Raw genomic sequence first — 26019 nt, forward strand, 5'->3', positions numbered from 1 at the left:
AATAGCATCATGAAAAAAGTAGCTTTGATTATCATCGTTATGGTTTTGGGAACCACGAATCTTTGGGCACAGAATTATGCTGGCGCTATGCAAAATGCGCTTGCTAAAATGGGTGCAGCTAAATCGACAACCGATTTTGTTGCCGCATCGCAAATTTTCGACCGTATCAGTCAGGTGGAAACAGCCAAATGGATACCGGCTTACTATGGCGCTTTGTCGCTCATCAATGGAAGTTATACCGGAAAAGAAAAGGAAAAGCGTGATCAGATGCTCGACCAGGCGCAGAAGTTTATCGATACTTGCCTGAAGCGTTCGCCGGAGAACAGCGAAGCCATGACATTGCAGGGCTATTTGTACCAGGCGCGCATTGGCGTCGACGGCTCCCGTGGGCAGGAATTCTCGCAAAAAGCAGCCGGTGCGTTAAAGCAGGCAATGGCATGGGATGCAAATAATCCTAGGGCCACCTCCCTGATGGCCATGAATGTATTTTACACTCCCTCATTTTACGGAGGCGGGAAAGAGAATGCGTTACCATTATTCGAGAAAGCGGAGAAGTTGTTTGCCGAACAGAAAATCTCGTCGCCGTTTGCACCGGCATGGGGAAAAGAAATGAACCAACATTTTCTGCAGGAGTGTAAAAAGTAAATCAAATATTATGTTTCGGCAGTTTTCCCTAATTTTAGACTAATGAAAGAATCAAAGAAAAGCTGGAAAACACATCTGCGCGATTTGGTGATTGTAACGGCTGTTGGTTTTACGATAACCTTCTCGTTAAGCGACTTTGCAAATGTCATGAACTCCTTTTGGAGCATAATGGTATATAATGTCATTATCGGGATGGGATTGTGGAAAGGGAACGAACTGGTTACTTCGCTGGTTCAGCATTGGTATCCCTGGCATGCCAATCGCTCGCGCACTTATGTTTTAATGTGGATTGGAATTATTGTTTATTCGCTGGTATTTATTCTGCTGTTCAATGTCATTTGGGCGACAACTGCGAATCATATTCCGTTGAATGAATTCCTGAAGTATTATAAGTTCACGATTCTGATTGAATTTTTCATTTCGCTCGGCATTGCGGGAATTATTTACACCTCCACCTTTTTCAAAAACTGGCGAAACTTGTTGCAGAAGCATGCCGAGATGGAAAAGGCTACTATTGAATCGAAACTGACCGCATTGCAGAACCAGGTCAATCCGCATTTTCTTTTCAATTGCCTGAATACGCTCGATTCGCTGGTTTATGTCGATGCCGGAAAAGCGAGTCGTTTCATTGGTGACTTGTCGAAAGTGTACCGGTATGTGTTGGATCAGAATGATGTGGTCACCCTGGCGAAAGAAGTGGAATTCTGTCAATCGTACCTCGTGCTGGAGCAGTTTCGGTTTGGCGATAAACTGAAAATCGACTTTCAGCTAAGCGGAAGTGAGTCGGTGAAAATACTGCGCATGGGGCTTCAGTTGATGCTGGAGAATGCCATCAAACACAATGAAATTTCCAACGAAAAACCGTTGCATATTGAAGTAAAACGGGAAGACGATTTTGTTGTCGTGAAAAATAATCTGCAGCTGAAAACAACGTTGCCGGCTTCAGCAAAAATGGGACAGCATAATTTGCAGGAACGCTATCGGTTGATGGGCGAACAAACTCCGGAATTTGGGGTAGAAGGCGAATTCTATGTTGCCCGTATTCCGTTGTTCATGAATGAAGAAGAATAATTGTTATGAAGATACTGATTGTCGAAGATGAGCCGCTTGCAGCCGAAAAGCTGGAGGCAATGATTCGGGAATACCTTCCGGAAGTCGATGTGGCGGGACCATTCGACAGTATCCGGCAAACAGTTGGCTGGTTGAAAAAGAACGATATCCCTGAACTGGCTTTTTTTGATATTCAGCTGGCCGACGGGCTGAGTTTCGAAATCTTCGAACAAGCCGATGTATCCTTCCCGGTGATTTTTACCACGGCTTTTGATGAGTATGCGTTGAAGGCGTTCAAAGTAAACAGTGTCGATTACCTGTTGAAGCCCATCGACAAAGAAGAGCTTCATTCATCGTTGAAAAAATACGAGCGACTGTTCAAACAACCGGACAAACAGGGAAAGGTATCGGTTGAAGCGATTGATAAGATTTACCGGATGATAACGAAGAATTACCGGAACCGGTTTTTGATTCGGGTAGGGGAGCATCTTCGGCCGCTTGATGTTACCGATGTGGTCTATTTTTATTCGCAGCAACGGGCCACCTTCGTGTTAACGGTTGCCGGGAAAAATTACGATCTGGACTTTACGCTCGACCAACTGGAACAAGACCTCGATCCGGAACTGTTCTTTCGTGTTAACCGGGGAGCGCTGGTCCGCCTGGATGCCATCAGGGATGTGCTGATTTATTCGGGGAACCGGCTTCGGCTGAAGTTGGTGAATGAACCGGATGAACCGGTGCTGGTCAGTCGCGAAAGAGTTGGCATGTTTAAGCAATGGCTGGAAGGAGGAAATACCTAAACCTGGTCCTTCGCAATTTCATTGGCCAAAACTGGTTGATTCCGGTTTCCCGGAAAGGAAAAATGGCTTCAGAGCGATTGTTTTCAATCGGGTGCGCATTGCTTTTCCATTTCCTGCGCAGGAAAATTTGATCGGATGCGCATCCGTTACCAAAGCAATGCGCAGGGAATTTTTTTTTATGCGCACAGAAAAAATTGGATGCGCATCGGATTGAAAGACGGATAAAAAGGGATTTTTTGAGGAGGATGGGGACTTCGCAAACGGGGTGTTTTCCGCGAAAGCGAAACTTAGAAAAGGCAATAAAAAACCCGGGCGAAAACCCGGGTTTTAATATTGTGATTTGGTCAATGACCGTTGATTGATTACTTGTGATCAACTGTTGCCATGTGGTTGATGAGTTCAACAACTTTGGTTGAATAACCCATTTCGTTATCGTACCAGCTAACAACTTTTACAAAGTTGTCGTTGAGGCCGATACCAGCACCAGCGTCGAATACTGAGGTACAGGTTTCGCCAACGAAGTCAGTTGAAACAACTGCATCCTCGGTGTAACCCAGAATACCTTTCAGTTCGCCTTCAGAAGCTTCTTTCATGGCAGCGCAAATGGCTTCGTAAGAAGCAGCTTTTTCCAGACGGCAAGTCAGGTCAACTACAGATACGTCAGGAGTAGGAACACGCAGTGACATACCAGTCAGTTTACCGTTCAGCTCAGGAATTACTTTACCTACAGCTTTAGCAGCACCGGTAGAAGAAGGAATAATGTTCTGACCAGCACCACGGCCACCACGCCAGTCTTTCAATGAAGGACCGTCAACAGTTTTCTGAGTAGCAGTAGTTGCGTGAACGGTAGTCATCAAACCTTCGACAACGCCGAATTTGTCGTTCAATACTTTGGTTACAGGAGCCAAACAGTTGGTTGTACAAGAAGCGTTAGAAACGAAAGTCATGTCAGAGGTGTATTTTTTGTGGTTAACACCCATAACGAACATAGGAGTATCGTCTTTAGAAGGAGCTGACATAACTACTTTCTTGGCACCTGCATCGATGTGGCCCTGAGCTTTTTCTTTGGTCAGGAACAGACCAGTTGACTCAACAACATATTCTGCACCAATTTCATCCCATTTCAGATCTGCAGGGTTTCTCTCGGAAGTAACACGGATTGCATTACCGTTAACAATCAGTTTACCGTCTTTTACTTCTACAGTACCATCAAAACGACCGTGAGTAGAATCATATTTGAGCATGTATGCCATGTAATCAACGTCAATCAGGTCGTTGATACCGACAACTTCAACATCATTACTTTTTGCGGCAGCACGGAAAACCAAACGTCCGATACGACCGAAACCGTTAATACCAATCTTAACTTTAGACATAATTGATTCTTTTAAAGTTTTATAGGATGAATTAGAACCTCTAAATTCAATAGTCCCACAAAGAAACAATATATATTCAAAAACATCAAATTTTTGTTGTTTACCTTTTTGTTAATTCTGATATTACGCGGTTCGGGATGTTTGTGTCTGAAAATGAGGATGTAGAGGTCCGTTTTTCTGACCTTTTTTAACTATTTTTTATACCACATATGATGGTCTTTTTTGGCCACTCGTTTGTTCGATTTGTCAACGTACCCGGTACAACCGCAACTTCTACACTGAGTGAACAGAAATGCAGTCAGGAGAAGCGTGATAATTAAGAGTCCTTTTTTCTTCATATTTAGTGGTTTAACAGATGTTATTCTCGGAATCGTCCGCGCAGGGGCGATAGTTGATTAAGCCTCCCCATATCCTTACTGAAATGGTGTTGGTCGGGGGGAAAGTCAGCATTACGGCAATTTAATGTTATTTTCGGGCGATACCTTTAATCAGTCATTATTTTTGCCCTTTCGTTTTTCCTATCTTTGCATCTCAAAATCATTATCTTTTGACGTTATGGCACTCATAGATACACTGTTGAATCATCGGACCATTCGAAAATATACATCAGAACCGGTAGCTGAACCGCTGCTGAATAAGATTCTGGAAGCCGGAACAAGGGCCTCTACTACTGGAAACATGCAGGTTTACAGTATTATTGTGTCGAAGGACCAAAAAATGAAGGATAAACTGGCACCGTGTCACTTCAATCAACCCATGATTAAAGAGGCACCGGTGGTGTTAACCTTTTGTGCCGACTTCAACCGGTTTAACAAATGGTGCAACTTGCGAAACGCTGAACCGGGTTACGACAATTTTCTGTCGTTTGTTACAGCAGCCATCGATGCATTGCTGGTAGCCCAAAATGTTTGCGTTGCTGCTGAAAGTGAGGGAATGGGCATTTGTTACCTGGGAACGACTACCTACCTGGCCAAAAATATCATCGATGTGCTGGAGCTTCCGAAAGGTGTTGTGCCTATCACCACTGTTACGCTGGGCTGGCCGGACGAAAATCCGGAACAAGTTGACCGTCTTCCGCTGGAAAGCCTTATTCATAGTGAAACATATCACGACTATTCTGACGAGGATATCGACCGCATGTATGCAGAGAAGGAGGCCCGGGAAGATTCAAAAGGCTTTGTTGCCGAAAACAATAAGGAGAATCTTGCGCAAGTATTTACAGATGTTCGATATAAGAAAACCGATAATGTGACGTTCTCTAATATGCTGCTGGAGGTACTCCGCGAGCAGGGATTTATGAACCAATAAAAAGTTGCGAAGTAAGTCTGAGCTTCCGCCAACATCATGAAAGAGAAAATTAACTACCAGATAGCTCCGGAATTTCAGGAACTTGAAAATTGGGTTGCCAGGTTGAAGGAAGAATTTGCTCAAACGGGGCAAACCATCTTCAAGTCGCGGAATGAGGTGAAAATATTTGAGTTTGGTGATAAGATATACAATGTCAAGTCATTCAAACTGCCCAACCTGCTGAATCGGTTTGTTTACGTTTACTTCAGAGGATCCAAAGCAGCCCGTTCGTTTGCTTATGCGCAGCAACTGCTGAAACTGGATGTTCCTACACCGCAACCTGTTGCTTATGCTGAATACATTGGCGGTGGTGTACTCAAGGACAGTTATTACGTATCGTTTCATTTCAAATACGATTTTACCTTACGGGAAGTATTGAATTATGAGGTGAGCGAACGCGACCGGATTTTGCGGCAGTGGGTGGCTTTTACCTATCAGAAGCTTCACAAGAATGGTATCTTCCATCTCGATTATTCGCCGGGGAATACACTTATTCGCCATGATGGAGATGAGTATCAATTCAGTTTGATTGATCTGAACCGGATGAAGTTTGGAGATATCGATTTTGAAAAAGGATTGCGCAATTTCCGTCAGCTGGATACCGACAGGGAAACGCTGGAGTTGCTGGCGACCGAATATGCCTTGTTGAATGAAAAAGATCCGGGTTTAGCGATGCAGAAGTTATTGACCTACGATCAGCAGAACAAAAATTATCGTCACCGGAAAATCAAATGGAAAAAAGCCTTCCGGAAAGTAATCAGATTCGGTCGCGCTTCTGAGTAAACTTCTTCAGGTAGTATAATACCGGATTTTTATATTTCAGCATTTTCCATGGACGGCTTCCGTGGGGCCTGTGGATAACCGGGTTTTTTAGGCTGATGTAGTTATTGAAACCGAGTTGACGGGCTCTTTTGGTAATATACACATCATACCAGTCACGACTGCTGTCCAGTTCCGCAAAATCGAATGCTTTCATTAAATCATAGGAAAGAACAGTACAGCAAAAACTCATGCTCCGGGGGGTCTGATACACATCAGGCATACCCTTCTTCACGTAGCTGTACGGAAAATTTATCTTGCCGTTACTATCGGTTGTTACCGAGCCAACGAGGCCCGCATCCGGAAGTTCTTCTGTTAATTCGAGTAAAGCTTCCAGCGTTTGCGGCTCCGCAATCACATCCGATTCGATAATAGCCAAATGAGCATTTTGCTCCAGCGCCATCTTTCTCGCCATGTTCAGGGTTAAGCGGTAATTGGGTGACGGCTCGCTGGTATGGTCGCTTAGGTGAATGATTTCGAATTGATATTTTTCCTGATGCTTTTTCAGCCAGCTAATGGTTTCATCGTTGCTGAAATCATCGAATATGTAATAAGGTGTGGGATTTGCCCCGGAGCGTAACGCTTTGATGGTATTCCGGAGTGTTTCCAGCGAATCCTTGATAGGAGTAATAACAATCAGCTTATTCATCTCGAGGTTGTGTTGATAGAAATAAAATGGTCGTGAGGTTAGTGAGGTTTCAAAAGATTGAGTTGTTCCATTCTACGCAAAACAATGTTCGGAGTTAGCATTTCCATACATTTGATGGTCTCGTGAATGCAGGGTTTATTTCCGAAAACCGAACAGGGTCGGCAGTCCAATTCTTCAACTGGTGTTTGCAGGCTATATTCAGTCGGTTGCCCCAGCGCATAAAATCCAAATGCCGGATGCGTTGCTCCCCATATGGAGACTGTTTTGGTTCCGGCCAACGCTGCAATGTGCATATTCGATGAATCCATCGACAGCATCATATCCATCCTGGCAATCAGTGCAATTTCCTCCGAAAGTTTCATTTTTCCGGCCACGAGGGTGATGTGGCTGTTCCCAGTCGCCAGTTCTTTCAGTTTTTCGGTTTCCTCTTTCCCTCCGCCAAACAGATAAAATTGAGCCGGATATTTCTCGGCAATCAGGTGTATTAGCTGTCGTGCATTCTCCAGTCCCCAGATTTTTGTTTCATGGGTGGCAAACGGTGCAAATCCAATCTTCAGTGTTTTATCCGGAAGCTTCTGTTTTTTTAGGTATTTCTGAACTGTTTCCTTTGCTTGCGCAGAAGGCGAAATAGCGGGCAGTTGCGCCATTTGAACGTCAAATCCGGCTTCCCTGAAAACATCACAATACCGTTCAGATGAATGCTTTAATTGATTGATTTGTTTCGTCTTCAGAAGGTCATTCTTTTCCTTCCGGCCTTTGTCTATATAATAAACGGGCGTACCGGTCGCCCGGAAATACCTTCTGACCAATTTCGTCCGGAGAACATTGTGCAGGTCGATAACCGTTTGGAAACGGCCTTCTTTTCGTAAGTCGAGGAAAAGCCGGAACAAACCGCCAAAACCTTTATGCCGTCCTTTCAGATCGGGAAAATAGAGTTGCAGCCTGGGAATTCCCTCAAAGAATGGAGCAAAGAATGGTCGGGTAACAAATGTGATGGAGATATTTGGATTTTCTTCGAGCATTCCACGAATAACGGGAACAGTGAGGGCAACATCGCCCATGGCAGAGAGTCGGAAAACTAAAATGCGTTGCACCGGCAGGTAAATTTAATCCCCGGCACCACGAATGAAGCCGGGGAGTTATTTTCTGGAAAAAGACTATTGATAGTCTTCGTAACTTTTTTCTTCAACCAGGTTTGAACCTGTTTTTTCGTTGATGCGCCGTTTCACGTCCGAACGTTTGTCATTGGTAAAATAAACGGCACGGGCTGTTTCGATGAAATCCTGTCCGAAATCTTTGTTTCGTTCCAAATCACGGATTCGATCCTCAATATCCCAAAGTTGGCAATTGATATCATACAATTCCTTGTACAGTGGATCGTTTTTGTCGATGATTTGAGAAACGGCCTCATTCAGCACGTCGTATTCCTTTCTCAGGTTCACCAGTTTTGCTTCATCCGAAATTCGTTCCAATTTAATTTCGATGATGGTCAGTTTATCTGTAATCTCTCCGTTGGAAACCTCTATTTTCATTATTTCAATGTTGAATGTTTTACCCGACAAATGTACGGGATTTAATCTTTTTTACCTCGAAAAATGTTTTTGCCGGGATTTTGCTTTCACTGGCCACATTCTTCTGAATGACAAATTTCTAACACCTACTGGTCGCGTCGGGCATCACGTGCACTGGCCTGATCAGTCGGCATAATCAGTACATCGTCGAGGTTGACGTGAGCAGGACGAGTCGCCATAAACAAAATCGTTTCGGCGATATCCTCAGCATACAAGGGAGTGAGTCCTTTGTAAACATTTTCAGCTTTGCTTTCATCGCCTTTGAAGCGAACGACCGAAAATTCGGTTTCCACCATTCCCGGAGCGATGGTACTCACTTTTACACCGTGTTGCACCAACTCAATACGCATGGCCTTTGAAATGGCTGATACAGCATGTTTGGTTCCGCAGTAAACCGAACCACCGGGATACGATTCCTTTCCGGCAATCGATGATATATTAATAATGTGTCCTTTTTTCCGCTCAACCATTCCGGGAGTCAGGCAGCGGCTGACATACAACAGGCCTTTAACATTGGTGTCAATCATCCGTTCCCAATCGTCGATCACCGCTTCATGAGCCGGCTCGGTTCCCACTGCAAGGCCGGCATTGTTCACCAGCAAATCAATATTGCTCCATTCGGACGGAAGGTTGCAAAGTGCTTTTTGCACTTCTTCGTTGTTGCGTACATCGAAAACAAGACTGAGTACTTTGGTGTCGTCAATCTTCAGCAATTCTTCTTCAACTGCTTTCAGTTTGTCGCTTCTACGGCCCGTAATAATCAGGTTAAAGCCATTTTGGGCCAGTATCATGGCTGTTGCTTCACCAATTCCGGAAGTGGCTCCGGTTACGATGGCAATCTTTCTCATATTGTTCAGTTTTAATGCCGAAATTAAAAAATAACGACGATTTTTTAGGATAAAATGATCGGTTCGCTAATTTTGAGGAAGAATCTTTGGCGATAACCAAACCTTCAAAGCACATGTACGAAAAAGAAAAAAAGCCATTTAGCATTGATCTGGTTCCCGAACCGGACAGCTTGCAGAGCGTCATTTATTCCATGGTGGCCATACCGCATCTTTCGCCGGTCAACTTCTTCAACGATTTTTCAGCCATGGTTGATGATCCTTCGCAATTGGGAAAGGATGATACGAGCGAAGCAGGAATTTTTGAGATTGACGGAGAAAACCGGTTGTTCTCGCTGACCATTTATGCCGATCACCGGCGAATGATTGTTGAGCCGGAAGTTGCTTCCCAAATTTTGGTAGCCAAAGCAGTCAGACGCTTGGTTTGCTATGGTGCAGAACCAGTGGCGATGAGCGTTATGCTTAACCACGTGGGATTGTCCGACCCGATGGATCAGCAGTTGGTTGTGGAGGCCCGAATTGGTTTGGAGAAAGCGGCCGAAGCATTTGGTCTGCAGATTTCGCACCGGAAAATTTTCCACGATTATGCCCGTGAACGCGCTAACATTCCGCCCACACTCATCGTGAGTATGGTTGGGAAGATGAAAAAAGAGGCACAGTTAATTACGCCGAAATTCAAGAAGAAAGGAACCAATATTTTCCTTATCGGGAAATCGTATGACGATGTCAACGCGTCAGAGTATCTCGATCATTACCACGAAATAAAAGAGTGGCCCTTGATGCAGTTCGATCTCGATTTGGAGAAACAACTGATGGATCTGGTAAAGGGTCTGGCCGAAAAGAACCTGGTTGAATCGCTGAGCCCGGTAGGAATTGGTGGTTTGTTCTTCACGTTACTCAGATCTTCACTACCGAACGATTTAGGCTTCGATATTACTACTGATGCGGAAATCCGTCAGGACGCGTTTCTGTTCGGCGAATCGATGGGACGCGTGATTGCCTGTGTAGCAGAAGATAAAGAAGATGATTTAGTTGACTACCTTCGTGAGCATAAATTGCCCTTCTTCACGTTAGGGCATGTGACACGTGGAGAAATTCGCATCGACGATACTTCCTACGGGTTTGTGGATAAGATGACAGAAAATGTAGAGACGGAATAAACCTGAAATTTGTGGTAACTCCTTATAAAGATTCTGACACCAGTAAAAAGGTGCAGGTAGCGGCTATGTTCGATAGTATAGCTGCTCGTTATGATTTTTTGAATCACTTCCTCTCCTTTGGTATTGACCGGGGATGGCGGAAGAAAGCCATCAAATTGCTGAAAGCATATCAGCCGAAGCAAATGCTGGACATTGCAACCGGAACCGGTGATTTTGCTATCGAAGCGTTGAAGCTGGATCCTGATAAAATTACGGGAGTGGATATTTCCACGGGTATGCTGGCCGAAGGGCGGAAAAAGATGGAACGCCTGGGCATCGACGGAAAAGTTGAATTGCTGGAAGGTGACTCTGAGAATCTTCCGTTCGAACCGGAAAAATTTGAAGCCATTACGGTTGCATTTGGTGTTCGGAATTTTGAGAATCTGAGTAAAGGGCTGGAAGAAATGCATCGGGTGCTGAAACCCGGTGGTGTCACTTGTGTCCTGGAATTCTCGCAACCGCGCAGTTTTCCAATGAAACAGTTGTACCATTTTTATTCGTTTCGGATTCTGCCTTTCTGGGGACGATTTTTTTCGAAAGATAAAGCGGCCTATAGCTACTTGCCGGAATCGGTGCAGGCATTTCCCGATGGCTCTGACTTTATGGCCATCATGCGCAATGCCGGCTTTAAGAATACACGCGAATACCGGCTGACTTTCGGTATTGCGACCATATACCTGGGCGATAAATAACAGGAGTATTCCTTGAAGCAAATTGGGAATACATTTTAGCGGAGTGAACAATAAACGCTAAAAAATCGTGTTATTGATCATAGAAAAAATGTACCTTATCGGGAAATATATGATTTACCAAAAGTCCAGATATCTACTTCTTCTGCTTGCCTTCATGTTGGTAGGTAACATAACTTATGCCCAGTTTGGCAGGGTTGAGAGTTTGTCGAGTTTTGATGATCGTCCAATTCATTTTGGATTCTTTCTGGGCGTAAATGCCATGGACTTTGGTTTCCGTTTCTATCCCGATCCCATCAGCCAGAACCCGGTGCTGCAAATGCCTGCAAATGCCGCCATCAAGGATAAAACGGAGCAGTATTACCGGGGGCGTTCCATTCGCGCAGATGTTGATCCAATTTCTCCCGGATTTTCCGTGGGAATCGTGTCCAATTTCCGTCTGGCGGAATTTGCCGATTTACGTATTACGCCGGGAATGAGTTTTGGTAGCCGGCAGTTGGTTTATAACGATACCATCAATCAGGATATTTTAAGTGGTTTGGGAACAAACGGACTGGACGAGAAGTCCTATCTGAATATTCCTTCCACCTACATTGATATTCCAATAGGCGTTCGCCTGAAGGGAAAGCGATACGGCAACCTGCGTCCCTACATTTACCTTGGCGGTACTTATCGCATCGACTTGGAGAACAAAAGGGTAGCAGAGCGCGTATTTCATATGCAAAAAATGGGAGCCTATGTCGATTTTGCGATGGGCCTTGACTCCTATCTGCAATTTTTCCGGCTTTCCACCGAATTCCGTGTTTCTCTTGGAGTCGATAATTTGATCGATCACAGTGTTGGAGCCAATGAAAATCGTATCCCTTATTACGGTTTCGCCATCGAACGGCTTACCTCCAATGTTTTTTCACTTGTCTTTTATTTTGAATAATTCCTCGTTAGGCAAGGCCTGAATGTTTGTATTTTTGTAGCGGGAAGTTCCTTGTACAGGAATCGTATGACCTTAAGTACAGAAATAAGTTGCAAAAAGAGATAAACATTTCCGTCAGTCCAAAACAGGCTGCCGATGAAAAGCAGTTGTCACGAATCGTGGCATCCCAGCTGCGTTTGGATGAAGATCGAGTCCGCGGAATCATTATTCGTCGACGTTCGGTGGATGCCCGGAAGCGCGATATCCGGATTAATTTGGGTATCCTGGCCTTTATCGACGAAGAACCCAAACCGTTGAAGCCAGCTGAAAAAATTTATCCTGATGTGTCGAAAGCCGCTCCGGTGATTATTGTCGGTGCCGGGCCTGCAGGTCTGTTCGCTGCACTTCGCCTCGTCGAACTGGGAATGAAGCCGGTTATTCTCGAGCGGGGGAAAAGCGTGAGCGAGCGCAAACGAGATATTGCGACCATTCATCGTGATCAGCAGATCGAGCCGGATTCCAATTATGGTTTTGGCGAAGGTGGAGCAGGAACATTTTCGGACGGCAAGCTTTACACCCGTTCGAAAAAGAGGGGAGATGTCAATCGTATTCTGGAAATTCTGCATTTTCACGGAGCGCAGGACGATATCCTGATTGACGCGCATCCGCACATCGGCACGAACGTATTACCCCGGGTGGTAACGGCTATGCGGAAAACGATCCTGGAAGCTGGCGGCGAGGTTCATTTTCATTCGCGGGTAACCGATATCATCAGTCAGAATGGCAAAGCTTCCGGCGTAAAATTAAAGAGCGGGCAAACCCTTTCAGGGAAAGCTGTCATCCTGGCAACGGGTCATTCAGCCCGCGATGTGTACCAGATGCTACACGACAAACATCTTACGCTCGAAGGGAAACCTTTTGCCATGGGCGTTCGGGTCGAACATCCACAGGAGTTGATTGATTCGATCCAGTACCATGGAAGGTCCAGAGGAGAGTTGTTGCCGGCAGCCACTTATTCGTTCGCGGAACAGGTAGAGCAACGTGGTGTTTATTCCTTTTGCATGTGCCCCGGCGGAATGATTGTACCGGCAGCCACTGCTCCCGGAGAGTTGGTGGTAAATGGTATGTCGCCCTCGGGACGAGGAGGTGTCTTTGCTAATTCGGGCATTGTCGTGGAAATTCGGTTGGAAGATATTCCGAAGAATTATAAGCGGTTTGAGCAGTTGGCCGGTCTGCATTTTCAATCCGATTTGGAGCAGAAGTGTTTCCGGCAGGCTAATCGTTCGCAATTGGCACCGGCCCAACGGTTGGATGATTTTGTGAAGGGACGGTTATCGTATGATTTACCCGAAACGTCGTACCGGCCGGGAATTCAGCTGTCGCCTATGCACGAATGGTTACCAGAGCATATTCGTGAAAAACTACAAAAAGGATTTATTCAAATCGGGCGGAAAGCCAACGGATTTCTCACAAACAATGCTGTTATCATGGGGGTTGAATCGCGGACATCTTCGCCGGTGCGGATTCCCCGAGATAAGATATCGTTAGAGCATATACAGATGCCACGACTTTTCCCTTGCGGTGAAGGCGCTGGCTATGCCGGAGGCATTGTATCCTCGGCTATCGACGGAGAACGTTGTGCGGAAGCAGTTGTCAGGATTTGTTCGGCATCATCCGGCGTCTGAATTCGGAACAGGTGATAGAAGTTGCCATGGCCACGTTCAGTGATTCCGACGTCATCCGGTCGGCCGGAAAATTAGGGATATGAATTTTGTGCTGAATGAAAGGTTCAACATCGTCAGAAATGCCTTTCCCTTCGTTGCCCATTACAATAATCCCGTTTGGAGAGAGTGAAGCAGAATAAATGGCTTCGCCCTCGAGAAATGTTCCGTACACCGGAATTTCCATTTCATTTGCCCATTGAAGATAGTTCGGCAGGTTACCGTAGTGTAGTCTGATACGAGCGATGGCACCCATGGTTGCCTGAATGGTTTTGGGATTATACAAATCGACTGTATCCTCTGAGCAAAGAATATTTTTGATGCCAAACCAATCGGCCAGGCGAATAATGGTTCCCAGGTTGCCGGGATCCTGAACTCCATCCAGCGCCAGGCACAGATCGCCGGCAATTTCTTCCCATGACAATGAATGTTCTGGAATTCTAACTGTGGCAACAATGTCGGGAGACGATTTTAGCTGAGAGATTTTCTTTAAATCCGCAGGTTGCGAGGTATGGATGTTTTTCGGGTTAAAACCCTTTCCTTCGACAGTTGCAATTAATTCTGGCGTGCAAAAGACTTCCCGAACTTTCATTTCTGAATCAAGCAGATCGAAAACGAGTTTTTGGCCTTCGGCGACGAAAAGGCCTTCGCTGCGCCTGAATTTTTTCAGATGAAGCGAACGGAGTTGTTTTATTTTGTTTTTTGAGAGCAAACCGCTATACTGAGTTTCACAATTAACTTCAGCAAAAATAAGCGATTTTAAATTATTGAGTTCACTATATTTGTGAGGTTTCCAATTTTCAGTGTATTGAAGGATTTGTTGAGAATAATAAAGCTGATTTCCGGATTGGCCTTTCTGGTTTTACTACTTTTTTCGTGCCGGACAACGAAATTTGTTCCGCAGGACCAATACCTGTTGAATAAAGTGAAGGTGGAAGTTGATACGAAAAACATTGACAGACAGGAATTAAAAAATTATTTTCGGCAAACCCCCAACACCTCCATTCTCGGATTCTGGAAGTTTCATTTGGCACTTTACAACTTATCGTCACGAAAGAAAAACGACGGTTGGCTGAAGCGCATAGGTGAAGCACCTGTGATATACGATCCCTTCCTGACCAGGCGTTCAGACGAAGAGTTGAAACGGTACATGCACAACAAGGGCTATTATGATGCAGAGGTAACCGATACGGTTTATCGTAAAAAGAAAAAGGCTGAAGTCGTCTATCGCATTACCGCCAATGAACCTTATACAATCAGTCGCTACAAGGTTGACGTGCTTGACGACTCACTCCAGACAATCGTACATCAGGATTCGACATTGTCGACGGTTCATGTCGGTGAAAATCTGGACATGGATAAACTGGCCAGTGAGCGATTGCGGATGGTTCGTACATTAAAGGATCAAGGTTATTATCGGATGAATCGTAACAGTATTTCCTATGAGGCCGATACAACTTTGGGAAAACGGCAATCGGCCGTAACCATGCTGGTTGGAGAGCAGGAAATACAGGACTCGCTGGGCAATATCGAATATCAGCCGCATACGAAGTTTACATTCCGGAATTTCTATTTCTTGACAGAATATGAACCCCGTAAAGCACTATTCGGTGAGCACCTGAATATGGACATGGTCCCGCAGGATACGCTGAAAGTTGACAACTACTACTTCATCTATAAAAAATCGTTGCGTTTCCGTCCTGATTTGCTCATCAATGCGAACCATATTGGTGATGCGGGTTATTATAAGGTGAGTGAAGTAGAGCGCACCTACAATGAACTATCGTTGTTGCGATTATTCAAAGTAATTAATATTCAGTTCGAGGATACCGGGCAACGGGATTCACTGGGGCACTCTATGCTCGATTGTATCATTCAATTGACCCCGTCTACCAAGCAATCTTATTCATTCTCGCTCGAAGGAACTAATTCATCGGGGAACCTGGGAGTCGCCGGGAATTTAAATTATCAGCACCGAAATCTTTTCAAGGGGGGAGAGATTCTCGATGTACAATTGCGTGGAGCAACCGAGCGGCAAAGCTATGGTGTGAAGGATTCTGTCAAATTTTTTAATACCCTGGAAACAGGTATCGAAACCAAACTTACGCTGCCCAAATTTTTGGCTCCGATTCGATCAAATCGACTGTTTCAATACTCTACGCCCAAAACGCTTTTTAGTCTGGCATACAATTATCAGCGTCGTCCCGATTACACCCGGACCATTGCACGTGCCAGTTTTGGCTACCAGTGGAAATCGTCCGAGTTCTCAACACACCGAATCAATTTGCTGGATTTCAATCTGGTGAAAATGTTTTCATACGATCCGGAGTTCATTGCATCCATCGAAAATCTGTATATCCGTAGCTCATATACCGATCACTCCATTTCATCGTTTAATTACATTTATACATATAATACACAGCGCTTGCAGAAGAGAACCAACTATAAATATTTGCGTGCCTCATTCGAAACAGCCGGGAATACATTATATGGATACAGCAAACTGGCAAACCGCCCCCAGGAACTGACGGACACGTTAGCAGGAGGCCAGTATAAATTCCTGGGAACACCATTTGCTCAGTATGTCAGAACCGATCTGGAGTATCGTCGTGGCTGGGTACTCGATAAGTACAATACGGTCGTCATTCGTGGTTTTGGCGGTATTGCAGTTCCATACGGTAACTCGAAGCAGGTACCTTTCGAGCGGAAATACTTTACCGGAGGTGCCAACGACATTCGTGCCTGGCCGGTTCGTTCACTTGGTCCAGGTACTTATAAAGCCGATCCGAATGCTTTCCCGAATCAAACAGGAGATGTTAAGTTGGAAGGTAATATTGAATATCGTTATAAGATGATTGGTATGCTGGAAGGAGCCTTTTTCCTGGATGTCGGTAATATCTGGTCGTTGAATGATAACCGCCCGGGAACCGAGTTTCGTTTGGACAAGTTTTATAATGAATTAGCAGTGGGAACAGGAACCGGATTTCGGTTCGATTTTTCATATGTGATTTTTCGACTGGATGTTGGAATGAAACTATGTGATCCTTCACGTCCGGCAGGCTCAAGATGGATCATTGGTAACCGCCCGTATACAACTGATGATTTCAACGTTACCTTCGCAATAGGGTATCCCTTTTAACGTAGTTTTAACAGGTGTTGTAAAACATTATTTCATTTTTTATTCGTACCTTTGCAACCGGTTATTTGAAACGATAACCAAGAGAATTAGGTTATTTATAGTAAGTTATATCTACCTGTAAAATAAGAGCTATGAGCGCAAAATTATTCAAAGACATTAAACCTGGTGTTGTAACCGGGGAAGACCTTCAAACCATTTTTAAAGTAGCCAAAGAAAACAACTTCGCTCTTCCGGCAGTAAACGTAACCGGAACCGATACTGTTAACGCAGTTTTGGAAGCTGCCAAAGTTGTTAATTCACCGGTCATCATTCAGCTTTCAAACGGTGGTGCTGCTTTTTATGCAGGTAAAGGGTTGAAACTCGAAGGTCAGCAAGCTGCTATCCTGGGTGGAATCTCAGCTGCAAAACATATTCATACGGTTGCTGAAGCCTACGGAGTGCACGTGGTTCTGCACACCGACCATGCAGCAAAGAAACTGTTGCCCTGGATTGACGGATTGCTCGATGCAGGTGAAAAACATTTCGAACAATACGGCAAACCGCTGTTTAGTTCACATATGCTCGACTTGTCAGAAGAGTCACTGGAAGAAAACATCGAGATTTCGAAAAAATACCTTGCCCGCATGAGCAAAATGGGTATGACTCTTGAAATCGAATTGGGTATCACCGGTGGTGAGGAAGATGGAGTTGACAATACAGGAGTAGATAACTCACTGCTGTACACTCAGCCGGAAGATGTTTTTTATGCTTACACCGAATTGAGCAAAGTATCTCCGAACTTCACGGTTGCTGCTTCATTTGGTAATGTACACGGAGTTTACAAGCCAGGAAACGTTGTATTGACTCCGGTGATTCTGAAAAACTCACAGGATTACATTGCTGAGAAGCTGGGTCTCGAAGATAAGAAACCCGTTAACTTCGTATTCCACGGCGGTTCTGGTTCTAAACCTGAAGAAATCCACGAAGCTATTGGCTATGGTGTTATCAAAATGAATATCGATACCGATACTCAGTGGGCTATGTGGAATGGTGTTCGTGAATTCGAAGCTAAAAACCACGACTACCTGCAATCGCAGATTGGTAACCCTGAAGGTGAAGAAAAACCGAACAAGAAATATTACGATCCTCGTGTTTGGCTGCGTGCCGGCGAGCAGGGTGTGATTGATCGTTTGAAAGAAGCTTTTGAAGCACTGAACGCTATCGATCGCGACTAAGAAAGTTCATACCGAACGATACATATATGAAAACCACCTTCGGGTGGTTTTTTTGTTTATATACATTTGTTCGTGTTAGGAAGTATCTTGGGCAATCCGAAAAAAAATGACAAATTTGCTCGCTGTAAAATGTTGATTATAAAAAGCTTTTATTTATTCTAAATTGAGATTATCTGCGATTTCAATTTATTGAACTAACACTAACCACCTTATGCAAGGAAAGAGAGACAGCTTTACAAGTCGTTTTGGCGTTATTGCTGCAGCGGCGGGTTCGGCCATCGGACTTGGTAACATCTGGCGATTCCCCTATGTCCTGGGCGAAAACGGGGGAGGAGCATTTTTCCTGATTTACCTTTTTTTCATTGTCCTAATAGGCATTCCGTTAATGTTAACTGAGATGACGCTTGGAAGAAGTGCTCAGCGTAACGCCTTCGGGACATTTAAATTTCTGGCTCCCAAAACTGGCTGGCCATTGGTCGGTATTATGGGAGTGGCAGCAGCATTCATGATTTTATCTTTTTACAGTGCCGTAGCCGGATGGACGCTGGAGTATACACTTCAGGCTGTTAGAAACAACTTTGCAGGAAAAAATCCGGTAGAATTGAATACGATGTACGGCGATTTCGTCTCCGGCTCGTTTTGGCCTGTTGTGTGGATGCTGATTTTTCTTTTTCTAACATCAGCTATTGTGGTGGCAGGAGTGAGCAAAGGAATTGAGAAGTATACTAAAATTCTGATGCCTGTTTTGCTTGTTATTATCATCATTCTCGACATCCGGGCGATTACCCTTCCCGGTGCAGGTGAAGGATTGGAGTTTTTGTTTAAACCCGATTTTAGCAAGCTAACCGGAAATACAGTCCTGGAAGCATTGGGACAGGCTTTCTTTTCACTAAGCCTGGGAATGGGAACCATTATTACCTATGGCTCTTACATTAACAGGAAAGAGAGATTGATGAGTACGGCGGCGTCCGTTTCGCTTGCCGATACATTGATAGCGGTATTGGCAGGAGTCGCTATATTCCCTGCCGTTTTTGCTTTTAATATTGAGCCCGATGCAGGTCCCAAGCTTGTGTTCATTACGTTACCGAATATTTTCCAGCAAATGCCCGGCGGATATTTCTTTGCTTTAATATTCTTTGTCCTGTTAGTCATTGCGGCATTGACATCTTCCATCTCATTATTAGAGGTCATTGTTGCCTATTTCTCCGAGGAATTAAAGATTAGCCGGAAAAAAGCCACGTGGTTGTCGGGGATTGCAGCGGGAATATTAGGAGTTCTTAGCGCCTTGTCATATGGACCCCTGAAAGATGTTACACTATTCGGAAAAACCGCTTTTGAGTTGCTCGACTACGTTTCTTCCAACATTCTGTTGCCTTTCGGCGGACTATTAATTACCATTTTTGCCGGCTATATCCTTAAAAAGGCCGTAATGAAAAAGGGAGTGGAAGGTGAAAGCGGACATGAAAAACTCTTCAAGGTTTACTATTTCATCATCAAGTTTCTGGCACCGGTGGCGATCGCCTTTGTCTTTTTGAACAGTCTTGGAATTCTGAAATTTTAATCCGATAATATTGAATTCATTGAAAAGCTTTCTGGTTAACAGGAAGCTTTTTTTGTAACTTTAATATGGAAGTTGCCAATCCAAGACTTCATATTAATGAAATTTTCTTTTTTGCGCACATATTTTAGCTTCTCGAAAAGAGAGAAAAACGGCCTATTGGTTTTGCTCACCATTTTGTTGGTAATTATCGGAATCAATTTGATGTTACCAATTATTATCCCAACACCGAAATACGATTTTTCGGAGTGGGAAGAGCAAGTCGCGACATATCAAAAACATCTGGATAGTCTTTCCAGAGAGAAAAACCGATTGCATCTTGTCCCATTCAATCCAAACAAAGTTACCAGAGATGAGCTAATGGCGATGGGAATTCCGGAAAAGCCTGCATCCAATTGGGCGAACTATCTCCGGAAAGGAGGTCATTTCAGAAAGCCGGAAGACGTTGGGAAAATTTATGGATTGTCTGATTCGATTAGTGAGAAACTTGTGCCTTTCGTCCGGATGGTGGAGGATACAATGCCTCGCGTTAAGAGAATCGTAAAGAATCGACCTCTCCGGAAATCATCAGCAGTTAAAAAGCCTCGGCTGCAAGCTGCCGTTCCGGATAAAATAGCAATTCCGGTTGTCGATTTAAACAGGGCTGATTCCGTCGATCTGGAAAAACTACCGGGAATTGGTCCCGTGTTGGCCGGACGCATTGTCAAATACCGTAGGTTGCTGGGCGGATATTATTCGGTAGGGCAATTAAAAGAAGTTTATGGCCTGAGGGGAGAACATTATAATAAAGCCCTGCCTTATTTAAAGGTGGCAAAAGACTCGTTGCATCCCATTCAAATCAACTTTGCCTCATTGGGCGATTTGGCTCGTCATCCTTATATCAACTATCGTGAAGCTAAAGCGGTCGTGAACAAACGAGAGAAACTGGGCAAGATTGAAAGTTTTGACGTCCTTGAGGATATTTTCCTTCCTGAAAAAGTTGAAAAACTACATCCTTACATTATCTTTGCGCCGTAAATTTCGGCAGCATTATTTGTCGTTGGCACCAATTATTTCGTGCTGACAGTTTGATTCGTAACGGAATATTCATAAATTTGCGACCCGAAATCAGGAATAATAAAGAAACTCGAATAAATAAGTAATAAGGAAACGGTATGATTGTAATTCCCTTGAAAGAAGGAGAGAACATCGAACGTGCTCTCAAGCGTTTCAAAAGAAAATTTGAAAAAACCGGAGTAGTAAAAGAACTGCGTAGCCGTCAGGCTTATACCAAACCTTCGGTTGAGCGTCGCACGGAAGTGAAAAAAGCGATCTATATTCAGCAAATGCAGCGTGAGGAAGATTAAAGCATGTTAAGGGCTGAGATATGTAAAATGGATGCGTTTTTTTTCGTATCTTGAATTTAAATCTCTTTAACCCTTTTCAATGTTTAATCAGGAATCATTTCTGAATTATCTGAAATACGAAAAGCGTTATTCGCCGCACACGCTGGCGGCCTATGAAAAAGACCTCGATCAGTTTATTTCTTTCGGGAATGAATTGGTGGAGGATTTTTGTTTAAAGGCGGTCGATTATCACCTGGTCAGGCAATGGATTATTTCCATGATGGAACAGGATATTTCGGCCCGGACCGTTAACCGGAAGCTTTCGACGCTGAAGACCTATTTCAGGTTTATGATGCGGGAGGAATTGATGGAGAAGAACCCGATGGATCGTGTTATTTCGCCAAGGGTGAGCAAACGTCTTCCTTCGTTCCTCCAGGAGACCGAAATTAACCGGTTGCTCGATGGCCGTTATTTCAGTGATGACTTCGAAGGCTTGCGCGATAAGGCCATGATAAGCCTGTTTTACGGTACTGGTATTCGTTTGGCAGAGCTGAGAGCCATAAAAATGGAAGATTTGAACCAGGAAGAATCGATGGTGAAAGTGCTGGGGAAGAGGAATAAGGAGCGCCTGGTTCCTTATCCACGTGAAATAAATCGTGATTTAACCGCCTATATTGCCAAACGACGTGAACTTTTCGGAGAAGGGTCTTGTTTTTTATTTATGACAGCAGCTGGTGAACCGGTATACGATAAGCTGGTCTATCGTTCTGTGAAAAAACATTTGGCTAAAGTTACCACACTCGATAAAAAAAGTCCGCATATCCTGCGGCACACTTTTGCCACGCATCTTTTGAATCATGGGGCAGACCTGAATGCAATCAAGGAGTTGTTGGGACATTCAAACCTGGCAGCTACGCAAGTCTACACCCATACATCGTTTGAGAAGCTAAAAGAAGTTTATAAACAAGCTCACCCCAGAGCTTAAACGAATGGAGGATCTATTATGGACGTTAAAGTACAAGCAGTTCATTTCAAGGCCGATCAGAAATTGGTCGAATTTTGTGAGAAAAAAGTAAACAAGTTGGACTTGTTCTTTGACGGGATTATCGGTGCCGATATAGTTTTAAAATTGGTAAATGACGAGGAAAAGGAAAACAAGGTTGCGGAGATAAGATTGTCCGTTCCTTCCAACGAAAACCTCTTTGCCAAAAAGCAGGCCCGAACCTTCGAAGAAGCGACCGATTCGGCGATCGATGCATTGCGTCGTCAGCTCAAGAAATACAAGGAAAAACTAAAGGCTAAATAATTAAAAAAAAGTGTGGTAAATTTGCTTTATAGGCAAAAAAATTTTTACATTTGCAAACCATTTTTAAGGAGTAATTCCTTAGGAATGGTTTGTTCTGTGTATAGGGACGTGATTTGGGCAGGTAGCTTTGGATTGAGCGCAACTATCACAGGTAAACAACTGTTAGGTAAATAGGTGAGGAGTTTTGTTTGAAACCTGAACTCCCCGGTTATTGTCGAAAGCAGTAAAAAAGTTCATCTTTTTTTCTTGAAATGGGGAGATACCAAAGTGGCCAACTGGGGCAGACTGTAAATCTGCTGGCTTATGCCTTCGTAGGTTCGAATCCTGCTCTCCCCACGTGAAATTTTTGCGGGAGTAGCTCAGTTGATAGAGCATCAGCCTTCCAAGCTGAGGGTCGCGGGTTTGAGCCCCGTCTCCCGCTCTGATTTTGCCGATGTAGCTCAGGGGTAGAGCGCTTCCTTGGTAAGGAAGAGGTCACGAGTTCAATTCTCGTCATCGGCTCGTAAAAAGATTAGATGATTAACAAATAGAAAATTTAAAACACACTATCTAATTTTTGGAGTTATGGCTAAAGAACATTACGAAAGGACCAAAGACCACGTGAACATTGGTACCATTGGTCACGTGGACCACGGTAAGACAACACTTACAGCTGCTATTACCAAAGTTCTGGCTAAGAAAGGTCTGTCTGAAGTAAAAGAATTTGATTCTATTGACAACGCACCTGAAGAGAAAGAGCGTGGTATTACCATTAATACTGCTCACGTTGAGTATCAGACTGAGAAACGTCACTACGCACACGTTGACTGTCCTGGTCACGCCGACTATGTAAAGAACATGGTAACTGGTGCTGCTCAGATGGACGGAGCTATTCTTGTAGTAGCTGCTACTGACGGTCCTATGCCTCAAACTCGCGAGCATATCCTGTTGGCTCGCCAGGTAAACGTTCCTAAAATCGTCGTATTCATGAACAAAGTGGATATGGTAGATGACGAGGAATTGTTGGAGCTGGTTGAAATGGAAGTTCGTGAACTGCTCGATTTCTACGAATTCGACGGTGACAACACTCCAGTTATTCAGGGTTCAGCACTGGGTGCATTGAACGGTGAAGAAGAGTGGGAAGACAAAGTGATGGAGTTGATGGATGCAGTTGATAGCTGGATTCCGCTGCCTCCACGTGACATCGATAAAGACTTCCTGATGCCGGTTGAGGACGTATTCTCGATCACAGGTCGTGGTACCGTTGCTACTGGTCGTATCGAAACTGGTGTGATTCATACCGGAGACGAAATGCAGTTGATTGGTTTGGGTGCTGAAGGTCGTAAGACTGTTTGTACGGGAGTTGAGATGTTCCGTAAGATTCTTGATGACGGACAAGCTGGTGATAACGTAGGTTTGTTGCTGCGTGGTGTCGACAAAAAAGAAATCAAGCGTGGTATGATTCTGGCAAAACCAGGTTCAATCACTCCTCACACCAAATTCAAAGCTGAGATTTATGTACTGAAGAAAGAAGAAGGTGGTCGTCACACTCCTTTCCACAACAAGTACCGTCCTCAGTTCTATCTGCGTACCCTGGACGTAACCGGTGAAATTTCTCTTCCTGAAGGAACTGAAATGGTAATGCCTGGCGACAACGTATCAATTACTGTTGAGCTGATTTACCCGGTTGCCTTGAACCTCGGTCTGCGTTTCGCTATCCGCGAAGGTGGTCGTACCGTAGGTGCAGGTCAGGTTACTGAGATTGTTGAGTAATTTGAAAGCATAAAGCTTAAACAATAAAGCAGTCCCGGACGTTATGTCCGGGACTGTATTTACAACGGGTAAGCCCAATTGGGGGTGTTATTGCTGGTAAGTTCGACTCTTCCTGCCCGACATCTCGCAAAGAGAAATAACACGAATTAAATTCAGATATGAAGATACAATCGTATTTTGCTGAAGCCTATACCGAGTTGGTACACAAAGTAACATGGCCAACCTGGAAGGAATTACAGAATAGTGCAGTAGTAGTAATGGTTGCTTCCTTAATAATCGCACTGTTAATATTTTTGATCGATTTCTTTTTTGAGAATTTGATGAAATTTGTTTACAGTTTATTCTATTAATTTGATTCTGGAGGACCGTAATGAGTGAAATTCAACGCAAATGGTATGTTCTTCGAGCCATCGGAGGAAAGGAAAAGAAGGTAAAAGAATATATCGAAAACGAAATTGCGAATGCTGGTCTTCAAGATTACATTTCACAGGTTTTAATCCCGACGGAAAAGGTATATCAAATCCGAAACGGTAAGAAGGTAGCGAAAGAACGCAACTTCTTCCCGGGATACGTCCTGATTGAAGCAGCATTGGTGGGAGAAATTCCACACATGCTAAAGAATATTACCAATGTAATCGGTTTTTTGGGTGACACCAAAGGGGGCGAACCTGTTCCCATGCGTCAGTCGGAAGTAAACCGTATTCTTGGTAAAGTCGACGAGCTTCAGGAAAGTGGCGAAGGGTTTGAAGTGCCATTCGTGGTAGGAGAGACCGTCAAAGTGACCGATGGACCGTTCAACGGTTTCAATGGAATCATTGAAGAAGTCAATGAGGAAAAGAAGAAACTGAAAGTAATGGTCAAGATCTTCGGTCGAAAAACACCCTTGGAACTTAGCTTTATGCAAGTAGAAAAGGAGTAACGTAACTTTTTCTAAAAAAACGTTATGGCAAAAGAAGTTGCTGGATTAATTAAATTACAGATTAAAGGTGGTGCAGCTAATCCCTCACCTCCCGTAGGTCCGGCCCTTGGTGCCAAAGGGGTGAACATCATGCAGTTCTGCAAGCAGTTTAACAGCAGAACGCAGGAGCAAGCAGGCAAAGTATTACCGGTAGTAATTACCGTGTATGCCGATAAGTCGTTCGACTTTATCGTAAAAACACCGCCTGTAGCAGTTCAACTTCTCGATGCAGCAAAGGTAAAAAAAGGATCTCCGGAGCCTCACGTGAATAAAGTGGGAGAGGTATCATGGGATCAGGTGAAGGAAATTGCCGAAGGCAAAATGACTGACCTGAACTGTTTCACCGTGGAATCGGCGATGCGTATGGTTGCCGGTACCGCTCGGAGTATGGGGATTACCGTAAAGGGAGATTCTCCATTTAATAACTAAAAAAGTAAACGTCCAAATGGCAAAAGTTACCAAAAATAAAAAGGCTGCTTTGGAGAAACTCGAAGCCGGGAAAGTCTATACTTTGCAGGAAGCATCAGCGTTGGTAAAAGAAATTACCAGCTCGAAGTTCGATGCATCCGTTGATGTAGACGTCCGTCTCGGGGTCGATCCCAGGAAGGCCAACCAAATGGTACGCGGTGTTGTGACTTTGCCCCATGGAACCGGTAAATCAGTCAAGGTTCTGGCATTGGTGACTCCTGACAAGGAAGCCGAAGCTAAAGAAGCAGGTGCTGATTATGTTGGTCTGGATGAATACATTGATAAAATCAAAAATGGTTGGACCGATGTAGACGTTGTGATCACCATGCCTCCGGTAATGGGAAAAGTAGGTCAGTTGGGTCGTATTCTTGGACCCCGTGGTCTGATGCCCAATCCCAAAAGTGGAACCGTTACCATGGAAGTTGGTAAGGCAATCCAGGAAGTAAAGATGGGTAAGATCGACTTCAAAGTTGACAAATATGGTATTGTTCATACCTCAGTTGGAAAAGTATCATTCGAGTCGGAGAAAATCGAAGCGAATGTCCGCGAGTTTGTACATACCATTCAGAAATTAAAACCCGCTGCTGCGAAAGGTACTTACATCCGGAGCATTTATGTTTCCAGTACCATGAGCCCAGGGATTCAGGTTGAACCTAAGTCTTGCTTGGACTAAGTAAT

At 44.3% G+C, this 26019-nt stretch carries 27 protein-coding genes and 3 tRNA genes; 24 read left to right on the top strand and 6 right to left on the bottom strand.

Features of this window, described 5'->3' with window-relative positions; all coding sequences use genetic code 11:
* Positions 1–9: 9 nt before the first annotated feature.
* From T426_RS0107505 to T426_RS0107515, 3 genes are read left to right on the top strand one after another with little or no spacing between them, the layout of a single operon-like run.
* A complete protein-coding gene (locus tag T426_RS0107505; RefSeq protein WP_025865167.1) occupies positions 10–645 on the top strand; it encodes a hypothetical protein in 636 nt (211 codons plus the stop codon).
* 42 nt (positions 646–687) lie between these two features.
* Positions 688–1716 carry a sensor histidine kinase gene (locus T426_RS0107510; protein ID WP_025865168.1) on the top strand — a complete coding sequence of 343 codons (1029 nt, stop codon included), beginning with the start codon at positions 688–690 and terminating at the stop codon, positions 1714–1716.
* A 5-nt stretch (positions 1717–1721) separates the two neighbouring features.
* Positions 1722–2495: a LytR/AlgR family response regulator transcription factor gene (locus tag T426_RS0107515; protein ID WP_025865169.1), complete on the top strand. Its 774-nt coding sequence runs from the start codon at positions 1722–1724 to the stop codon at positions 2493–2495.
* Between the two features lie 362 nt (positions 2496–2857).
* On the opposite strand, the gene gap is transcribed toward T426_RS0107515, so the two are convergent.
* Entirely contained in the window at positions 2858–3871 is a 1014-nt protein-coding gene (gene gap / locus T426_RS0107530; RefSeq protein ID WP_025865170.1) for a type I glyceraldehyde-3-phosphate dehydrogenase, read from the bottom strand.
* A 555-nt stretch (positions 3872–4426) separates the two neighbouring features.
* Here gap and T426_RS0107535 point away from each other — a divergent pair.
* On the top strand, positions 4427–5179 hold the full coding sequence (locus T426_RS0107535; protein WP_025865171.1) for an NADPH-dependent oxidoreductase: 753 nt from the start codon (positions 4427–4429) through the stop codon (positions 5177–5179).
* Positions 5180–5215: 36 nt separating this feature from the next.
* Positions 5216–6001: a lipopolysaccharide kinase InaA family protein gene (locus T426_RS23030; RefSeq protein ID WP_025865172.1), complete on the top strand. Its 786-nt coding sequence runs from the start codon at positions 5216–5218 to the stop codon at positions 5999–6001.
* On the opposite strand, the gene T426_RS0107545 is transcribed toward T426_RS23030, so the two are convergent.
* From T426_RS0107545 to T426_RS0107560, 4 genes are all read right to left on the bottom strand, one after another.
* Positions 5976–6686, bottom strand: a complete 711-nt coding sequence (locus tag T426_RS0107545) for a glycosyltransferase (RefSeq protein WP_025865173.1) — start codon at positions 6684–6686, stop codon at positions 5976–5978. The genes T426_RS23030 and T426_RS0107545 overlap by 26 nt on opposite strands.
* A 38-nt stretch (positions 6687–6724) precedes the next feature.
* Positions 6725–7780, bottom strand: a complete 1056-nt coding sequence (locus T426_RS0107550; RefSeq protein ID WP_027585483.1) for a glycosyltransferase family 9 protein — start codon at positions 7778–7780, stop codon at positions 6725–6727.
* A gap of 63 nt (positions 7781–7843) precedes the next feature.
* Positions 7844–8218 carry a DUF6165 family protein gene (locus T426_RS0107555; RefSeq protein WP_036984720.1) on the bottom strand — a complete coding sequence of 125 codons (375 nt, stop codon included), beginning with the start codon at positions 8216–8218 and terminating at the stop codon, positions 7844–7846.
* A 125-nt stretch (positions 8219–8343) separates the two neighbouring features.
* Positions 8344–9105 carry an SDR family oxidoreductase gene (locus tag T426_RS0107560; protein WP_025865176.1) on the bottom strand — a complete coding sequence of 254 codons (762 nt, stop codon included), beginning with the start codon at positions 9103–9105 and terminating at the stop codon, positions 8344–8346.
* 113 nt (positions 9106–9218) lie between these two features.
* Between T426_RS0107560 and T426_RS0107565 the strand changes: the two genes are divergently transcribed.
* From T426_RS0107565 to T426_RS0107580, 4 genes are all read left to right on the top strand, one after another.
* On the top strand, positions 9219–10262 hold the full coding sequence (locus T426_RS0107565) for an AIR synthase-related protein (protein ID WP_025865177.1): 1044 nt from the start codon (positions 9219–9221) through the stop codon (positions 10260–10262).
* A gap of 11 nt (positions 10263–10273) precedes the next feature.
* Entirely contained in the window at positions 10274–10993 is a 720-nt protein-coding gene (gene ubiE / locus T426_RS0107570; protein WP_025865178.1) for a bifunctional demethylmenaquinone methyltransferase/2-methoxy-6-polyprenyl-1,4-benzoquinol methylase UbiE, read from the top strand.
* Between the two features lie 109 nt (positions 10994–11102).
* On the top strand, positions 11103–11921 hold the full coding sequence (porT, locus tag T426_RS0107575) for a type IX secretion/gliding motility protein PorT/SprT (protein ID WP_169737678.1): 819 nt from the start codon (positions 11103–11105) through the stop codon (positions 11919–11921).
* Positions 11922–12010: 89 nt separating this feature from the next.
* Positions 12011–13585, top strand: coding sequence for an NAD(P)/FAD-dependent oxidoreductase (locus T426_RS0107580; protein WP_025865180.1), 1575 nt, complete (start codon positions 12011–12013; stop codon positions 13583–13585).
* Here T426_RS0107580 and T426_RS0107585 read toward each other — a convergent pair.
* The gene (locus tag T426_RS0107585) at positions 13554–14333 is read right to left on the bottom strand and encodes a TrmH family RNA methyltransferase (protein WP_025865181.1); all 780 of its coding nucleotides are present in this window, start codon (positions 14331–14333) and stop codon (positions 13554–13556) included. The two genes, T426_RS0107580 and T426_RS0107585, sit on opposite strands and share 32 nt — an antisense overlap.
* A gap of 108 nt (positions 14334–14441) precedes the next feature.
* Here T426_RS0107585 and tamL point away from each other — a divergent pair, with 108 nt between their 5' ends.
* The 15 genes from tamL (at position 14442) to rplA (ending at position 26014) form a co-directional block, all read left to right on the top strand.
* Positions 14442–16760 (top strand): translocation and assembly module lipoprotein TamL, encoded by a 2319-nt coding sequence (gene tamL / locus T426_RS0107590; RefSeq protein ID WP_148303793.1) that lies wholly within the window; start codon positions 14442–14444, stop codon positions 16758–16760.
* Positions 16761–16891: 131 nt separating this feature from the next.
* Entirely contained in the window at positions 16892–17974 is a 1083-nt protein-coding gene (gene fbaA / locus T426_RS0107595) for a class II fructose-bisphosphate aldolase (protein ID WP_025865183.1), read from the top strand.
* Between the two features lie 211 nt (positions 17975–18185).
* The gene (locus T426_RS0107600; RefSeq protein ID WP_025865184.1) at positions 18186–19535 is read left to right on the top strand and encodes a sodium-dependent transporter; all 1350 of its coding nucleotides are present in this window, start codon (positions 18186–18188) and stop codon (positions 19533–19535) included.
* A gap of 96 nt (positions 19536–19631) precedes the next feature.
* A complete protein-coding gene (locus T426_RS25005) occupies positions 19632–20549 on the top strand; it encodes a helix-hairpin-helix domain-containing protein (protein ID WP_025865185.1) in 918 nt (305 codons plus the stop codon).
* A gap of 137 nt (positions 20550–20686) precedes the next feature.
* Positions 20687–20878, top strand: a complete 192-nt coding sequence (rpsU, locus tag T426_RS0107610) for a 30S ribosomal protein S21 (RefSeq protein ID WP_025865186.1) — start codon at positions 20687–20689, stop codon at positions 20876–20878.
* Positions 20879–20957: 79 nt separating this feature from the next.
* Positions 20958–21842, top strand: a complete 885-nt coding sequence (locus T426_RS0107615; protein WP_027585485.1) for a tyrosine-type recombinase/integrase — start codon at positions 20958–20960, stop codon at positions 21840–21842.
* Between the two features lie 18 nt (positions 21843–21860).
* Complete coding sequence (gene hpf, locus T426_RS0107620; RefSeq protein ID WP_025865187.1) at positions 21861–22163, top strand: ribosome hibernation-promoting factor, HPF/YfiA family; 303 nt, start codon at positions 21861–21863, stop codon at positions 22161–22163.
* A gap of 253 nt (positions 22164–22416) precedes the next feature.
* Positions 22417–22499 (top strand) — tRNA-Tyr (locus T426_RS0107625).
* Positions 22500–22511: 12 nt separating this feature from the next.
* A tRNA-Gly gene (locus tag T426_RS0107630) sits at positions 22512–22584 on the top strand.
* 8 nt (positions 22585–22592) lie between these two features.
* Positions 22593–22664: transfer RNA gene (locus tag T426_RS0107635), tRNA-Thr, on the top strand.
* A 63-nt stretch (positions 22665–22727) separates the two neighbouring features.
* The gene (gene tuf, locus T426_RS0107640) at positions 22728–23915 is read left to right on the top strand and encodes an elongation factor Tu (protein WP_027585486.1); all 1188 of its coding nucleotides are present in this window, start codon (positions 22728–22730) and stop codon (positions 23913–23915) included.
* Between the two features lie 158 nt (positions 23916–24073).
* Positions 24074–24265 carry a preprotein translocase subunit SecE gene (secE, locus tag T426_RS0107645; RefSeq protein WP_025865188.1) on the top strand — a complete coding sequence of 64 codons (192 nt, stop codon included), beginning with the start codon at positions 24074–24076 and terminating at the stop codon, positions 24263–24265.
* Between the two features lie 20 nt (positions 24266–24285).
* Positions 24286–24834, top strand: coding sequence for a transcription termination/antitermination protein NusG (gene nusG, locus T426_RS0107650; RefSeq protein ID WP_025865189.1), 549 nt, complete (start codon positions 24286–24288; stop codon positions 24832–24834).
* Between the two features lie 24 nt (positions 24835–24858).
* Positions 24859–25302, top strand: a complete 444-nt coding sequence (rplK, locus tag T426_RS0107655) for a 50S ribosomal protein L11 (RefSeq protein ID WP_027585487.1) — start codon at positions 24859–24861, stop codon at positions 25300–25302.
* 16 nt (positions 25303–25318) lie between these two features.
* Positions 25319–26014, top strand: a complete 696-nt coding sequence (gene rplA, locus T426_RS0107660; protein WP_025865191.1) for a 50S ribosomal protein L1 — start codon at positions 25319–25321, stop codon at positions 26012–26014.
* The last annotated feature ends 5 nt before the right edge of the window (positions 26015–26019 follow it).

It is taken from the genome of Prolixibacter bellariivorans ATCC BAA-1284, from assembly GCF_000621705.1.
GTDB lineage: Bacteria > Bacteroidota > Bacteroidia > Bacteroidales > Prolixibacteraceae > Prolixibacter > Prolixibacter bellariivorans.

What these genes read in the sequence shown, in the direction of transcription:
- T426_RS0107505 (WP_025865167.1), top strand. Translation starts at nt 10, where the DNA reads ATGAAAAAAGTAGCTTTGATTATCATCGTTATGGTTTTGGGAACCACG.
- T426_RS0107510 (WP_025865168.1), top strand. Translation starts at nt 688, where the DNA reads ATGAAAGAATCAAAGAAAAGCTGGAAAACACATCTGCGCGATTTGGTG.
- T426_RS0107515 (WP_025865169.1), top strand. Translation starts at nt 1,722, where the DNA reads ATGAAGATACTGATTGTCGAAGATGAGCCGCTTGCAGCCGAAAAGCTG.
- gap (WP_025865170.1), bottom strand. Translation starts at nt 3,871, where the DNA reads ATGTCTAAAGTTAAGATTGGTATTAACGGTTTCGGTCGTATCGGACGT.
- T426_RS0107535 (WP_025865171.1), top strand. Translation starts at nt 4,427, where the DNA reads ATGGCACTCATAGATACACTGTTGAATCATCGGACCATTCGAAAATAT.
- T426_RS23030 (WP_025865172.1), top strand. Translation starts at nt 5,216, where the DNA reads ATGAAAGAGAAAATTAACTACCAGATAGCTCCGGAATTTCAGGAACTT.
- T426_RS0107545 (WP_025865173.1), bottom strand. Translation starts at nt 6,686, where the DNA reads ATGAATAAGCTGATTGTTATTACTCCTATCAAGGATTCGCTGGAAACA.
- T426_RS0107555 (WP_036984720.1), bottom strand. Translation starts at nt 8,218, where the DNA reads ATGAAAATAGAGGTTTCCAACGGAGAGATTACAGATAAACTGACCATC.
- T426_RS0107560 (WP_025865176.1), bottom strand. Translation starts at nt 9,105, where the DNA reads ATGAGAAAGATTGCCATCGTAACCGGAGCCACTTCCGGAATTGGTGAA.
- T426_RS0107565 (WP_025865177.1), top strand. Translation starts at nt 9,219, where the DNA reads ATGTACGAAAAAGAAAAAAAGCCATTTAGCATTGATCTGGTTCCCGAA.
- porT (WP_169737678.1), top strand. Translation starts at nt 11,103, where the DNA reads ATGATTTACCAAAAGTCCAGATATCTACTTCTTCTGCTTGCCTTCATG.
- fbaA (WP_025865183.1), top strand. Translation starts at nt 16,892, where the DNA reads ATGAGCGCAAAATTATTCAAAGACATTAAACCTGGTGTTGTAACCGGG.
- T426_RS0107600 (WP_025865184.1), top strand. Translation starts at nt 18,186, where the DNA reads ATGCAAGGAAAGAGAGACAGCTTTACAAGTCGTTTTGGCGTTATTGCT.
- T426_RS25005 (WP_025865185.1), top strand. Translation starts at nt 19,632, where the DNA reads ATGAAATTTTCTTTTTTGCGCACATATTTTAGCTTCTCGAAAAGAGAG.
- rpsU (WP_025865186.1), top strand. Translation starts at nt 20,687, where the DNA reads ATGATTGTAATTCCCTTGAAAGAAGGAGAGAACATCGAACGTGCTCTC.
- T426_RS0107615 (WP_027585485.1), top strand. Translation starts at nt 20,958, where the DNA reads ATGTTTAATCAGGAATCATTTCTGAATTATCTGAAATACGAAAAGCGT.
- hpf (WP_025865187.1), top strand. Translation starts at nt 21,861, where the DNA reads ATGGACGTTAAAGTACAAGCAGTTCATTTCAAGGCCGATCAGAAATTG.
- tuf (WP_027585486.1), top strand. Translation starts at nt 22,728, where the DNA reads ATGGCTAAAGAACATTACGAAAGGACCAAAGACCACGTGAACATTGGT.
- secE (WP_025865188.1), top strand. Translation starts at nt 24,074, where the DNA reads ATGAAGATACAATCGTATTTTGCTGAAGCCTATACCGAGTTGGTACAC.
- nusG (WP_025865189.1), top strand. Translation starts at nt 24,286, where the DNA reads ATGAGTGAAATTCAACGCAAATGGTATGTTCTTCGAGCCATCGGAGGA.
- rplK (WP_027585487.1), top strand. Translation starts at nt 24,859, where the DNA reads ATGGCAAAAGAAGTTGCTGGATTAATTAAATTACAGATTAAAGGTGGT.
- rplA (WP_025865191.1), top strand. Translation starts at nt 25,319, where the DNA reads ATGGCAAAAGTTACCAAAAATAAAAAGGCTGCTTTGGAGAAACTCGAA.